Source organism: Pedobacter sp. BAL39 (genome assembly GCF_000170795.1).
Classification (GTDB): domain Bacteria; phylum Bacteroidota; class Bacteroidia; order Sphingobacteriales; family Sphingobacteriaceae; genus Pedobacter.
In genome coordinates, this window is sequence record NZ_ABCM01000001.1 from 333,085 (window position 1) to 346,127 (window position 13,043).

Annotated in this window: 12 protein-coding genes; 1 reads left to right on the top strand and 11 read right to left on the bottom strand. The window is 44.8% G+C overall.

Going from position 1 to position 13,043, the window contains the following annotated elements:
- Nucleotide 1 precedes the first annotated feature (1 nt).
- The 7 genes from PBAL39_RS01530 to gap all read right to left on the bottom strand — a co-directional run bounded on the left by PBAL39_RS01530 (nucleotide 2) and on the right by gap (nucleotide 6,890).
- Nucleotides 2-2,104 carry a penicillin-binding protein gene (locus PBAL39_RS01530; protein ID WP_008237517.1) on the bottom strand — a complete coding sequence of 701 codons (2,103 nt, stop codon included), beginning with the start codon at nucleotides 2,102-2,104 and terminating at the stop codon, nucleotides 2-4.
- Complete coding sequence (locus tag PBAL39_RS01535; protein WP_008237518.1) at nucleotides 2,094-2,522, bottom strand: FtsL-like putative cell division protein; 429 nt, start codon at nucleotides 2,520-2,522, stop codon at nucleotides 2,094-2,096. Before PBAL39_RS01535 ends, PBAL39_RS01530 begins: the two co-directional genes overlap by 11 nt.
- Entirely contained in the window at nucleotides 2,519-3,424 is a 906-nt protein-coding gene (gene rsmH, locus PBAL39_RS01540) for a 16S rRNA (cytosine(1402)-N(4))-methyltransferase RsmH (protein WP_008237519.1), read from the bottom strand. The genes PBAL39_RS01535 and rsmH overlap by 4 nt, the downstream gene beginning before the upstream one ends.
- The gene (gene mraZ, locus PBAL39_RS01545) at nucleotides 3,414-3,887 is read right to left on the bottom strand and encodes a division/cell wall cluster transcriptional repressor MraZ (protein ID WP_008237521.1); all 474 of its coding nucleotides are present in this window, start codon (nucleotides 3,885-3,887) and stop codon (nucleotides 3,414-3,416) included. Before mraZ ends, rsmH begins: the two co-directional genes overlap by 11 nt.
- A 200-nt stretch (nucleotides 3,888-4,087) precedes the next feature.
- Nucleotides 4,088-5,281: a phosphoglycerate kinase gene (gene pgk, locus PBAL39_RS01550; RefSeq protein WP_008237523.1), complete on the bottom strand. Its 1,194-nt coding sequence runs from the start codon at nucleotides 5,279-5,281 to the stop codon at nucleotides 4,088-4,090.
- Between the two features lie 40 nt (nucleotides 5,282-5,321).
- The gene (locus tag PBAL39_RS01555; RefSeq protein ID WP_008237525.1) at nucleotides 5,322-5,801 is read right to left on the bottom strand and encodes a GNAT family N-acetyltransferase; all 480 of its coding nucleotides are present in this window, start codon (nucleotides 5,799-5,801) and stop codon (nucleotides 5,322-5,324) included.
- 99 nt (nucleotides 5,802-5,900) lie between these two features.
- Complete coding sequence (gene gap, locus PBAL39_RS01560) at nucleotides 5,901-6,890, bottom strand: type I glyceraldehyde-3-phosphate dehydrogenase (RefSeq protein ID WP_008237527.1); 990 nt, start codon at nucleotides 6,888-6,890, stop codon at nucleotides 5,901-5,903.
- A gap of 193 nt (nucleotides 6,891-7,083) precedes the next feature.
- On the opposite strand from gap, the gene PBAL39_RS01565 reads away from it, so the two are divergent.
- The gene (locus PBAL39_RS01565) at nucleotides 7,084-8,310 is read left to right on the top strand and encodes a tetracycline resistance MFS efflux pump (RefSeq protein WP_008237529.1); all 1,227 of its coding nucleotides are present in this window, start codon (nucleotides 7,084-7,086) and stop codon (nucleotides 8,308-8,310) included.
- Here the strand turns inward: PBAL39_RS01565 and PBAL39_RS01570 are convergent, their stop codons facing one another.
- The 4 genes from PBAL39_RS01570 to PBAL39_RS01585 all read right to left on the bottom strand — a co-directional run bounded on the left by PBAL39_RS01570 (nucleotide 8,311) and on the right by PBAL39_RS01585 (nucleotide 12,866).
- Entirely contained in the window at nucleotides 8,311-9,894 is a 1,584-nt protein-coding gene (locus PBAL39_RS01570; RefSeq protein ID WP_008237530.1) for a M1 family metallopeptidase, read from the bottom strand.
- Nucleotides 9,895-10,018: 124 nt separating this feature from the next.
- Nucleotides 10,019-11,023: a GTPase ObgE gene (gene obgE, locus PBAL39_RS01575; RefSeq protein WP_008237532.1), complete on the bottom strand. Its 1,005-nt coding sequence runs from the start codon at nucleotides 11,021-11,023 to the stop codon at nucleotides 10,019-10,021.
- A gap of 86 nt (nucleotides 11,024-11,109) precedes the next feature.
- Nucleotides 11,110-11,679: an adenylate kinase gene (locus PBAL39_RS01580; RefSeq protein ID WP_008237535.1), complete on the bottom strand. Its 570-nt coding sequence runs from the start codon at nucleotides 11,677-11,679 to the stop codon at nucleotides 11,110-11,112.
- A 269-nt stretch (nucleotides 11,680-11,948) separates the two neighbouring features.
- Nucleotides 11,949-12,866: a carbohydrate kinase gene (locus PBAL39_RS01585; RefSeq protein WP_008237537.1), complete on the bottom strand. Its 918-nt coding sequence runs from the start codon at nucleotides 12,864-12,866 to the stop codon at nucleotides 11,949-11,951.
- Nucleotides 12,867-13,043: the final 177 nt, after the last annotated feature.

Below are 13,043 nucleotides of genomic sequence, written 5' to 3' on the forward strand. Positions count from 1 at the left end.
CTTATTTTAACTCTAATTCTACAAGCAGACCTTTACCAATCTTATTCCCCGAAGGAATGGATTGACTGATCACTTTTCCACTTCCCTTGATTCTTGTCTTTAAACCCGCATTCCCTAATAAGTATAAGGCATCTTTGAGTCCCATACCGTTCACATTTGGCATAATCCCCTTGATGGAATTGTACTCTTCGTATACCACGCCATTGCTGGTGTCCACACTATTGAAATAGGTCGAACGCGCCGCATACAGCGCCTTGATACCAAATGCATTGTACACCTTTTTTACTGGTTTACTCTGCCCCGCTTTTGCTTCCGGATTTTTGGTATTACCCACCAGATGGTCATTCACACTGTGGTACATCTCCGTATCACTGGCATAAATACGGTCAGCAATCTCCTTGAACACCGGTCCTGCAACCTGTGCACCATAATACCCGTTCTTCGGCCCATTGATGGATACCATAATCGAATACTTTGGCTTATCAGCCGGGAAATAACCGCAAAATGAAGCTTGATAGCTTCGCTTTGCACGATATCCCAAATTCCGGTCTGCCACCTGTGCCGTCCCTGTTTTTCCAGCCACCCGATAAAATGGCGAACCCATCTGCTTTCCGGTGCCACGGACCACCACATTTTCCAGCATGGCCTGTAATTTCTTCACCGTCTTTTCAGAACAGATCCTTTCGCTGATCACCCTTGCATGAAACTGCTCAATAGGGTTGCCTAACCGCCGGATCTCCTTAACAAAGATCGGAGCGATATATTTACCATCATTTGCCACCGCATTATAAAAGGCCAGTATCTGTAGCGGTGTAATCTGCATCTCATAACCATAAGCCATCTGCGGCAATGTCATATTCTTATTCCAGTCTTTAAACGAAGGATTCTTAATCACCGGCTTTGTCTCGCCGGGGATCTGTAATCCCAATCGTTTGTTCATATGAATATCATACAGGTGGTCTGTAAATTGTGACGGGTTATCCTGATAATGTGCATTTACCAGCTTCGCTACAGCGGTGTTCGAAGATTCTTCAAATGCCTTCGTTACCGTCACCGTACCAATACCACCATGAGAGTCCTTGATCGTATGTCCAGGAATCCGGTATGTACCGTCTCCTGTGGCCACATAAGTATTTGTATCTACTTTACCGTCTTCGAGCAGCGCCATATAAGAAGCCAGCTTAAAGGTCGACCCCGGATCCTGACTTCCTCCAATGGCATAGTTGAACTGCTCGGTATACTCACCATCTTTGCCGCGGGTATAGTTAGCCACCGCACGCACCTCACCGGTATTCACTTCCATTAAAATAACCGTACCATGATCTGCATCGCTGATCTTCAGTTGCTTTTCAAGAGCCGACTGCGCCAGATCCTGCATATTAATATCAATGGTGGAAATAATATCTGCTCCCTCTTTTGGTGCTACTTCAGCTTCATCATTCACCGGCATCCACACACCGCCTGCAATACGCTGAACAAGACGTTTACCACTCTCTCCGTCAATATAACCTCCATAAGCACCTTCCAGGCCTACACCATTGTCAACATTCGGATTTTTATACCCAATGGTCCTGGAAGCCAAAAATTTAAATGGCTTAATCCTTTTATTTTGCTGCACCGCAATCAAACCACCGGAATACTTTCCAATGTTGAATAATGGAAAACTACGGATAACCTTCAGCTCCTGGTACCCAACTTTACGTTTGATCAGCAGGTAACGTGCGCTATCAGCCCTTGCAGACCGCAGGTACCTGGAATATTCTTTGGGTGTTTTGTCTTTAAAAAATGTCGACAGGCTCATGGCCAGCGAATCTACCTTACTATTAAAAATATGGTCGTCTTCAATGCCACCCGCATATAGGTCCATCCTCAGCTCATACTCCGGAATGGAGGTCGCCAGCAGACTCCCATCTACAGAATAAATATTCCCGCGCGCTGCCTCCACATTGATATACTTAGTAGAGAGGCTGTCGGCCATGGCACGCCACTTATGCCCCTCTACAAATTGTACATCACAAAGCCTGATAATTACTGCCACGGCAAGCAGAACTATCAGTCCGAAAGACAGATAAACACGCAATAATATGTTAGCTCTAATATTCATTGGCGTTGACTACTATTTTTTTCGGGGGTTCGGTTAGTTCCCTAATTCCCAGTGTATCTACTTTTTTTGCTACCTCTGTAAGCTTACTTTTAAACATCAGGTCCGCTTTCAGCGACTTATATTCCCAGCTCAGCTCCTTTACTTCTTTATTCAATTTATCTATACTCCTGATGTTCTTCACCGCCATATGACTATTGGCAATGTAAAGCATACACAACACGGACAGAAAGATCAAAAACGGTAACATGTCTGTCGCCGCTTCCTTGGTCACCACTCCCTCGGTAAACAATTTCTTAAAAAAGGCTTTACTTCCCTCAGGCTCTTCTTCCCGCTCCTTACGGCGTGGACGTTTCACCACAATTTCTTCCGGCTCCGGATCTTCTTCCTCCGCTATCCTCGTTCTGAATTCGTTATTCATAACTTTTCTCCTATCCTGAGCTTCGCACTCCTAGCGCGACTGTTCCGCTCTACTTCATCAGGCTCAGCAACAATCGCCTTGCGTGTAATTACTTTAAAAGGCTTCAGTTCATTACCAAAAAAATCCTTTTCCACTTCTCCTTTAAACTTCCCCTTAGCAATAAAACTTTTCACCGGACGGTCTTCCAGAGAATGATAAGACATGACAACCAAACGACCGCCTTCTTTCAGCACATCAGCAGTCTGCATCAGAAAACTCTCCAACACTGTAATCTCTGCATTCACTTCTATACGCAGCGCCTGAAAGACCTGCGCCATATACTTATGCTCTTTACCTTTTGGAATGTGTGCCGCAGCAGCACGCTTGAAATCTGCAAGTGATGCTATAGGACGCTCCAGACGGCCGGTCACTACTGCATTAGCCAGCGACTTTGCGTTTTTCACTTCACCATAAATCCCAAATATTTTATGCAGCTGATCCTCTGTGTAGGTATTCAAAACATCGGAGGCCTTCAGCGCCCCCTGTTTATCCATTCTCATATCCAGCAACGACTCAAAACGGGTCGAAAAGCCACGCTCAGGAACATCGAACTGATGAGAAGAAACACCCAGATCGGCAAGAATACCATCTACAGTCTTGTAACCCAACAAACGCAGGTTGTTTTTTAGAAATGCAAAATTCTGATCTACAAAATAAAACCGGGGATCGTCAATCTTATTCAATTGCGCATCCGGATCCTGATCGAAAGAAATGAGCACACCATCTTTACCAAGGTGCTTCAGTATCTCACGGGAATGTCCGCCACCACCAAAGGTCACATCCACATACACTCCGTCCGGCTTGATATTCAAACCGTCAATGCACTCTTTTAACATGACAGGAACGTGGTAATTATTTTCCATCTTCCCTCCTGTTTTTATTGCCCATCACCTCCTCAGCAAGCATTGCAAAATCTTCAGGTTCCTTATCAAATAAAGCATCGTAAGCTTTTTTCGACCAAACCTCAATTTTATCAAACTGACAAGCCAGGATCAGCTCGGCATTAATTTCTATACCGGCAGACTCCAGTAAAGACTTCGGTAAATTCACCCGACCAGTAGCATCCAACGTCAATTCCGTCGCGCCACGGGTAAAATATCTAATAAATTCTCTTGTTTTTTGTTCGTATGGATTCAGCTTACTCAACTCTTCTACTATCCCTTCCCACACTTTCTTAGGATAGATTACCAGGTGCTTCTCAAAACCCCTGTTAATCACAAGTCCCTCTTGCTCAACGTTGGGCAATTGTTTTTTCAGAGACGAAGGAACCATCAAGCGGCCTTTCGCATCCAATTTACAATCAAATTCTCCTAACAGTTGAACCATTTTTATATGTGCACTTTTTATGTAGTGTAAAAATAGATATTTCTACCACTTTTTACCACAATCTACCACAAAAAATTATCAACATATTTCGTACCACAAATTTTCGTCCTTTAAAGCACTGAAAAGGCCGAAAATATGGTGGTAAAAAAAACAGGCGTTTCGCCAAAACGAAACGCCTGTCTTAAAATCAGCTCAGTATATTATTCATTAATCGCCTTAACACCAGGCAGTTCCTTTCCTTCCATATATTCAAGCAATGCACCACCACCAGTAGAAACATAACTCACCTCATCTTCCAGGTTGAACTTGGCAATCGCCGCAGCAGAGTCTCCACCACCAATCAGTGAGAAAGCACCGTTTTCTTTGGTCGCAGCTACCACCGCATCAGCAACTGCACGTGTACCATGCTCAAAATTTGCCATCTCAAAAACACCCATAGGACCATTCCACAACAAGGTTTTTGATCCTTTGATCACATCTGAAAACAACGCTACAGTTTTAGGACCGATATCAAGCCCCATCCAGTCTGCAGGAATAGCTCCTGAATCGACAGATTTTTGAGCAGCATCATTATCAAATTTATCCGCAATCACGGTATCAACCGGTAGATAAAGGTTTACGCCTTTAGCTTTTGCTTTATCCAGCAGCTCCAGGCAAAGCGCCATTCTATCTTCTTCCAAAAGCGAAGTACCGATCTCACCACCCTGCGCCTTTGCAAAGGTGTAAGCCATACCACCGCCAATGATAAGATTATCTACTTTATCAAGAAGACTCTCAATCAAAAGAATTTTATCAGAAACCTTCGCACCACCCATAATAGCAGTGAAAGGCTTCACAGCACCATGGTTTACTTTTTCTGCATTTTTCAACTCTTCAGCCATCAGGTAGCCGAAGTATTTATCATTAGGAAAGAACTCAGCAACAATCGCCGTAGAAGCATGTGCACGGTGAGCAGTACCAAAAGCATCATTCACATAAACATCACCGAGCTTCGACAGCTTCTCTGCAAAATCACGGTCTCCTTTTTCTTCCTCTTTATAGAAACGAAGGTTCTCCAACAGCAATACCTGTCCGGGACTCAGATTTTTCGCTTTCTCAACAGCAGATTCACCAATGCAATCATCCGCAAACTTCACCTCGATATCCAGCATTCTTGAAAGATCACCAAGGATATGTTTCAGGGAATACTTATCCTCAGGACCACCTTTAGGCCGCCCCAGGTGAGACATCAGGATCACCGCTCCACCATCATTTAATATTTTGGTGATGGTAGGAAGTGCTGCACGCATCCTTTTATCATCAGTAATGTTAAACTCCTTGTCTAAAGGAACGTTAAAATCTACCCGGATTAAAGCTTTCTTGTCTTTGAAATTGCATTGATCTATTGTTCTCATTCTATTTAATTTTAGTATTCTGGTTGCTAAATTATACTGTTCAACCCTGATCAGGAAACTTATGATCAAAAGTTACCCCCGGCGTCCCCCCGTTTATCTTTCTCAGCATATTATAATGAGGACCTATGCCAGGCACCTCAAACACATCTGAGATTAGACTGAAACCCAGTCTGGTATAAAAACCCACCGCAGTACTGCGTGTGTTGCACCAAATATAAGAAGCATTAACGGATGTCAGCTCATCAATTGCAAATTTTATCACACTTGCACCATATCCTTTTCCGGAAAAGGAACTGTCCGACGCCATTCCACGGAGCCGGTATCCTCCGGGCCCATAATCAGGATGATCTTCAGGAAAAAAAGTGGCTATGGAAACGAGTTGTTCATCAACAAAATAACCAAGATGAAAACATCCTACCTCCCTGTCTGTAGGAAGAATACAGGTCTCCGGGGGTTGTCCATTTCTCAATACGGTACTTCTGAGCGCGAGGGTATTTTGTAGCAAAATATAATTGACCATGCAATGCGGGAGCTTTATTTCAACAGTTAGTTTTGTAATGTTCTTTTCGCTCCCTTAACGTCAATTTTTATGCCTTTATGTCATTTTATGAAAAATTAATCAACTATTCCCTATTCTCTTTAACAGATCCACCAATCGGTGGGAATACCCCGACTCATTATCGTACCATCCCACAACCTTTACCAGATCGCCTACAATAGATGTCAGTCCTGCATCAAAAATACAGGAATGCGGATTATCAAGGATGTCAACCGACACAATCGGGTCTTCTGTATATTCAAGCAACCTGCTGAGCTCATTTTCTGCAGCTTCCTTGAAAGCCGCGTTGATCTCTTCAATTGTTGCCGGCTTTTTAAGGATACAGGTAAAATCTGTCAGCGACCCATTTAAAACGGGTACCCGGATACCCGCGCCGCCTAGCTTGCCATCCAAATGAGGAAAAATATGGGTAATGGCCTTTGCAGCGCCTGTACTCGTCGGAATGATCGATGCAGACGCAGCTCTCGCCCTCCGCAGGTCTTTGTGTGGAGCATCATGCAGGTTCTGATCACCAGTCATGGAGTGTACGGTGGTGATATATCCTTCCACCACTCCCCATTTTTCCTCCAGGATTTTGATCATCGGAGCTACATTATTTGTTGTGCATGAAGCATTAGAGAGCACTGCCGCATGCAGGTCGACCTGATCATCATTCACACCCAGCACTACCATCGGAATATCTTTGTCGGCAGCGGGCGCCGAAATCAACACCTGTTTGGCGCCGGCCTGAAGGTGAAGTTCAGCACCTTTCCTGGTCACAAACTTCCCTGTAGACTCTACAACAACGTCGATGCCCAGTTCAGCCCAGGGTAGTAGTTCAGGTTTAGATTCTGAAAACACCAAAATGCGCTTCCCATCAATCAGTAAGACACCATCCTCTACAGCAACCGTGCCTTTAAACCCCCTGTGCACGGTATCATATTTGAATAAATGTGCCATTGTGGAAGGATCCCCCAAATCATTGATCGCCACCACATCAAGACCTTGCTCCAATGCGGCGCGCAAAAAGACCCGCCCGATCCTGCCAAATCCATTAACCGCTATTCTCATTTATTTATATTTCTATTGACGCGGCAAAAGTACCTATATTCTATAATGTACAGGTAACCTTTGCCAACAGAAAATATAAAATTACAAAACCTCGCAATTTGAAAAATACCGAAATTACCAATCCATCGGTGAATGTCTGAAATGTATAGATTAAAACATTTATCTTGTGGGATTATTTCAACAACAACAAATTATGGTTTCGTCAAAAAAGGCTGCACTCAGTTTCATTTTCATCACGCTGCTACTGGATGTAATTGGAATCGGCATCATCATCCCCGTATTCCCTCAGCTGATAGAAAACCTGATCCACGGTACCATCAGCCAGGCTTCGCAGTGGAGCGGACTGCTCACCTTCGCCTATGCTGTAATGCAGTTTATATTCGCCCCGGTTATTGGCAACCTTAGCGACAAGTATGGACGCCGCCCAGTATTGCTACTTTCCCTATTCGGTTTTGGAATCGACTATATTTTTCTGGCCTTCGCCCCCACGATATGGTGGTTGTTTGTGGGCCGTATCATCGCCGGCATCTTCGGTGCCAGCATCACCACCGCAACAGCCTACATTGCAGACATCAGCACAAAAGAAGACCGCGCGCAGAATTTCGGCCTCATCGGCGCAGCATTCGGACTGGGATTTGTTATCGGCCCTGCTTTAGGGGGTATTCTGGGCAATTGGGGGCCAAAAGTCCCTTTCATCGCAGCAGCAGTATTGACCCTGATCAATGTAATTTATGGTTATTTCGTTCTTCCGGAATCGCTTTCCAAAGAACACCGGCGTGAGTTCGACTGGTCCAGGGCCAATCCTCTGGGCTCATTAATGCAGCTCAAAAAATATAAGGGTGTAGGTGGACTGATTGTTGCCATGATCTTTATTTATATTGCCGGACATGCTCTGCAGAGCACCTGGACATTCATCAATATTGAGCGGTTCCAATGGAGCACCGTACTCATCGGATTCTCCCTGGCAACGGTAGGGATCCTGATCGCCATCGTGCAGGGAGGACTCATCCGCTACATCAATCCAAAACTGGGAAATGAAAAAAGTATTTATATCGGACTCGCCATGTATGCACTTGGACTGGTGCTCTTTGCTTTTGCCGATAAAAGCTGGATGATGTTTGCCATCCTCGTCCCGTACTGCCTGGGTGGGATCGCAGGCCCTGCATTGCAGGCCATCATCTCCGGAAATGTGCCTCAGAATGAACAGGGGGAGCTACAGGGTGCACTCACCAGCCTGATGAGCGCCACCTCCATTGTCGGCCCACTCCTGATGACCAACCTCTTCGCCTGGTTCACCGGCCCCAAAGCACCCTTTCAATTTTCGGGAGCGCCTTTCCTCGCCGGTGCGGTACTCATGCTGCTCAGCGCATGGCTCTCCGCAAAAACAATGAAGAAAGACGCCTTTATCAATAGAAAATAACTACTCCGCAAAGCCTCCCTGCTTATTTAGCAGATTGAAATAACCATCTAGATTAAGCCCCAGGGAAGCCTCAAATGCGGCTTTCAGATCCTCAGGCTGTGGGTGTTTATTTTTCCATTTGCTGAAATAATCCTGAAAAGCTTTATCCATCTTCTCACGGCCGACTTCCGACTCCAGAATATGCAGCCAAAGTGCTGCTTTTACATAGGAAATCAATCCATATTCATCGGAACTTGCAAAATCTGCAGCTGGTGTCTCTATCGGCGATTGCATCGGAATATTCAGCATCGCATTGTACAATGCATTCTGAAACTGTTGCACAGGCAAAGCCCTTATATTTTCAGGAATCGCATCTCCAAAGATGGAATTGCTCTTGTATTTCTCTGCTTCATAACGAAACTGAAAATAGCTATTCAGCCCTTCGTCAAGCCAGGTGTGCATCCTTTCATTACTGCCCAGCATGCTCATGAACCAGTTGTGTCCTACCTCATGCGTGATGACGCCATCCAGCCTTTCAACCGATGCATCGGGACTTGTAATCAGCGTGATCGTTGGATATTCCATACCGCCACTGGCATTGTTCGCCGGTCCCTCTACCACCTGCACCACAGGATATTCATACTCACCAATCCACCCGCTGTACCGCTTTACTGCGTCCTTGGCATAGTCAACACTGTTTACCCAAAGTGACTTTTCCTTATTATGATAGTAGGTAAATACGTCTACTGTTTTGCTGGCCAATTTTGCAGTATCGTATTGGATGACAAAGTTCTTATCCGCAAACCAGGCGAAATCCGGTACATTGTTCATCACGTAAGAAAGTGTCTTGGTCGCTTTTCCTTTTTTAGGGGTATATAAGGAGGGTTTGCCGGTCCTGTTTTTTACGTTTTTCGCCCCCAGGCTTTTGTAGGCGGCCAGCTCATCTGTATTCTGCAACGTACCTGTTGCGCCGACAATATAATCGGAAGGCAGGGTAATGTTCACTTTAAAATCTGCGTAATCTGCATAAAACTCACCCATGTCCAGGTACGGAAATTCATGCCAGCCCGATTTATCAAAGACCGCAGGCTTAGGATACCATTGACACACCATAAACTCGCCGTCAGCAAAACCAGACCTCGAGAAATAGGAAGGTAACTTCACATTGAAGTCGGTCGTAATCGTAACCGACTCACCCGGTTTTAGTGGTGTGTTCAGTTTTACCTTGATGATGTCAATATACTGCGGATTTGAATGTGCTTCAGTTTGAGCCTTAACGCCGTTGACCTTGAAATTCAACCCGTCAATACTGCCAAAGGTATACTTCTCCAGCTTTTTAACCCTCGCTGTATCGTTTTTTAATTGCTGAAATAAAGCAGTAGACTCCTGCTTGTAGGCATTTGGCCAGATGTGAAACCAGATAAAATCCAGCGTAGTAGGAGAATTATTTTTATAAACTACCTTTTCGGCACCTTTCAGCGTATTCGTCTTGTCGTTTAACGCCACATCTATATCGTAGCTGACCGACTGCTGCCAGTACTGTTCCTGTGCAAAAGTAAGACTGTAAAAGCCTATAAATAGTAGTGTTAAAAGGTATTTTTTCATTGAATGTGTTTTGCGTTTACCGTTTTATTTTTTTGAAAGATAGTGTTTTTACACTAATCTCCTATTCAAAACGGCAATTCAGGCACATTATGATACCCATGCACTAATCGGAACTTAAAAAACCCTAGGCTTCCACATTAATAGCTGCCCAAAGCATATCCTTGAGCTCAGTAAGCCCCTTCTGTGCAACAGAAGAAATAAAGATCGATGGGATACCAGCAGGAAGATCCTTTTTCATTTCCTCGGTCAGCTCTTCGTCCAGCATATCCGATTTGGTCACTGCCAGAATATGTGGTTTCTGCATCAGCTCCGGATTGTAATCCTGCAATTCAGACTTGAGGATCTCATATTCTTCCTTAATGCTGCGCTGCGTATCCGCAGGCACCATAAACAACAACACAGAGTTGCGCTCGATATGTCGCAGGAAACGATAACCCAGTCCTTTTCCCTTAGATGCACCTTCAATGATCCCCGGAATATCAGCCATCACGAACGACTTCCCTCCACGGTAAGAAACAATACCCAGGTTAGGAACAAGTGTGGTAAAAGGGTAATCAGCAATTTCAGGCTTTGCTGCAGAAAGAACAGAAAGTAAAGTCGACTTCCCGGCATTTGGAAAACCCACAAGGCCGACATCCGCCAGCACCTTCAGCTCCAGCACCATCCATTCTTCCTTCCCCGGCTCTCCGGGTTGCGCAAAACGCGGGGTCTGCAGCGTAGGTGTCTTGAAATGCCAGTTACCAAGACCACCACGTCCTCCGGGAGTAAGCACCCGGGTCTCCCCGTCTTCGGTAATCTCAAAGATCACCTCTCCGGTTTCGGCGTCTTTTGCGATCGTTCCCAAAGGAACATCCAGGATCTCATCCTTTCCCTGTTTACCGGTAGAGGTACCGCTGGATCCAGGCTCTCCATCTTTGGCAATGATGTGTTTACGATACTTCAGGTGCAACAATGTCCAGAACTGGGCATTCCCACGTAGGATAATGTGCCCGCCACGTCCTCCATCGCCACCATCAGGACCTCCTGTTGAAGTACGTATGTCTCGGTGTAAGTGTGCAGAACCTGCCCCCCCTTTACCAGAACGGCAGCATATTTTAACATAATCTACAAAATTCGAACCCTGTGACATAACCTAGTTTTTAAAATAAAAAAGCCGACTGTAAGCCGGTCTTTTGTTTGCCCTGCTGCTTACAGCAGGGCTATAATCATTTGATATTAATATTGATCTATTACCGCAGAAAGCTCAGCAAAAATATCGTCAATTTTGCCGATACCATTCACCTTACTCAATTTCTGCTGCCCTTCGTAGTATGGCAATACATGAATCGTCTTGCTGAAATATTCCTCAATACGTTTCTGCAGCTTATCTGCCTGATCATCCACGCGGCCTGTCTCCAGCTGACGCTGTGCAATCCGCTTGGTCAGTTCCTCCTGGTCTACATCCAACGCAATCACACCGGCAATGGAAGTTCCTTTACGTTCCAGGAAGCTGTCTAATGCCTCTGCCTGAGGAACAGTACGAGGAAAACCGTCAAAGATGAAACCTTTCGCATCCGGGTTTTTATCTACTTCTTCTTCCAGCATGGCTATCGTAATCTCATCAGGAACAAGCTTTCCGTTTGCAATTAACTCGCTTACCCTCTGACCTAACGCTGACTGATCTTTAATGTGTGCCCTGAAAAGGTCACCGGTTGAAATATGAATCAATTGATATTTCTCAATTAATTTCTCAGATTGGGTGCCTTTGCCTGCACCCGGTGGGCCAAAGAGAACAAAATTTAGCATTTGGGTTGTCTTTAAATTAGAAAGCCTTTCTTTAAAGTCCGGCTTCGTCCAGTTGAAAATTATTTCTCAAAGAATTTCTATCAAATGATGCTTGCTGCCCGTAAATCATACAAACATAACCAGCATTTTAACTACTTGAAAAAATCAGGCAATCGATATCCTTTTGAGCGTGCAAATATATAATTATTAATTTAGTATACTGAACTTTTGCTGAAAAACTGACCCTGATGCTCGTCACACTTCCACAAAAAAGACAGCAAAAAGCAGCACTAACGCGCGGAGAAAAATGCCTCCAATTCCTGCATTGTATACTCCGGACAGGCGCCTTCCTGTGTGGTATTAAATGCACCCACAGCAGCTGCAAAACGGATCACCTCCTGAGGATTGTGCTCTAGTCCGTCGAACCTCCTGACCAGAAAACCAGCAAGGAAAGAGTCGCCACTACCAACAGTATCCTTCACCTCGATGTCAAATGCCGACTGAAAATAACGCTCCGCACCACGGTAATATATCGCGCCTTTGCTACCCTTCGTCAGCAGCACCTCCGGAATGTTAAACCGCTGCTGAAGGTATTGAACACGCAGGTCCTCTTCTACCGGAACACCCGCGTCCAATGCATCTACCACCTGATTTAACTCTGCTTTATTTAACTTCAGTAAATCCACCTGATGCAGAAGCTCCTCCAATTTATCGATGGCGAAAAATGGCATCCGGATATTGATGTCCATCACGCGGAACTTCGCCACCTCAATCAAGCTCATCAGTGTTTGCCACGACTTTTCCGACCTGGCTGCCAAGCTGCCAAACACCAATACATCAGCATTTTCTACCATCTCCGTATTGGCAATCGTCAGCGGGATATGGTCCCAGGCTACATCTTCATGGATGACATAACTCACCTCATTGTCTTCTCCAACACTCAGATCTACTCTGCTGGTCGGATGTTCGTCATCTATACCTACATGCTCCACCGGAAAACCCCAGTCTAACAGCAACTGTTTTAACCTTAAACCATCTTCATCTTTTCCAACACGCGAAATCATTGCTGCGTCCACGCCCAACTTACGCAGGTGATAAGCCACATTCATCGGCGCTCCTCCGGGTTTGATGGCATCAGGCCAACAGTCCCACAATACTTCGCCATAACATACCATGGCTACTGGTTCTTTTCTTGATTGTTCGTTCATATCAAATCATTTGGTCGTCTAAAATATTAATTTAATCGTTTAAACATTAAACTATTTTAATTTTTTAAAGTAGAAGTTCGTAAAAAAACAGGAAAATGTAAAAAACGATGTGATCAACTATGGTGTCACAATTTAAATGGATTATAGTTCCTATAACTTTGTACATTTAAAAAAAAC

Coding starts and splice junctions, on each gene's coding strand:
- PBAL39_RS01530 (WP_008237517.1), bottom strand. CDS start 2,104: ATGAATATTAGAGCTAACATATTATTGCGTGTTTATCTGTCTTTCGGA.
- PBAL39_RS01535 (WP_008237518.1), bottom strand. CDS start 2,522: ATGAATAACGAATTCAGAACGAGGATAGCGGAGGAAGAAGATCCGGAG.
- rsmH (WP_008237519.1), bottom strand. CDS start 3,424: ATGGAAAATAATTACCACGTTCCTGTCATGTTAAAAGAGTGCATTGAC.
- mraZ (WP_008237521.1), bottom strand. CDS start 3,887: ATGGTTCAACTGTTAGGAGAATTTGATTGTAAATTGGATGCGAAAGGC.
- pgk (WP_008237523.1), bottom strand. CDS start 5,281: ATGAGAACAATAGATCAATGCAATTTCAAAGACAAGAAAGCTTTAATC.
- PBAL39_RS01555 (WP_008237525.1), bottom strand. CDS start 5,801: ATGGTCAATTATATTTTGCTACAAAATACCCTCGCGCTCAGAAGTACC.
- gap (WP_008237527.1), bottom strand. CDS start 6,890: ATGAGAATAGCGGTTAATGGATTTGGCAGGATCGGGCGGGTCTTTTTG.
- PBAL39_RS01565 (WP_008237529.1), top strand. CDS start 7,084: ATGGTTTCGTCAAAAAAGGCTGCACTCAGTTTCATTTTCATCACGCTG.
- PBAL39_RS01570 (WP_008237530.1), bottom strand. CDS start 9,894: ATGAAAAAATACCTTTTAACACTACTATTTATAGGCTTTTACAGTCTT.
- obgE (WP_008237532.1), bottom strand. CDS start 11,023: ATGTCACAGGGTTCGAATTTTGTAGATTATGTTAAAATATGCTGCCGT.
- PBAL39_RS01580 (WP_008237535.1), bottom strand. CDS start 11,679: ATGCTAAATTTTGTTCTCTTTGGCCCACCGGGTGCAGGCAAAGGCACC.
- PBAL39_RS01585 (WP_008237537.1), bottom strand. CDS start 12,866: ATGAACGAACAATCAAGAAAAGAACCAGTAGCCATGGTATGTTATGGC.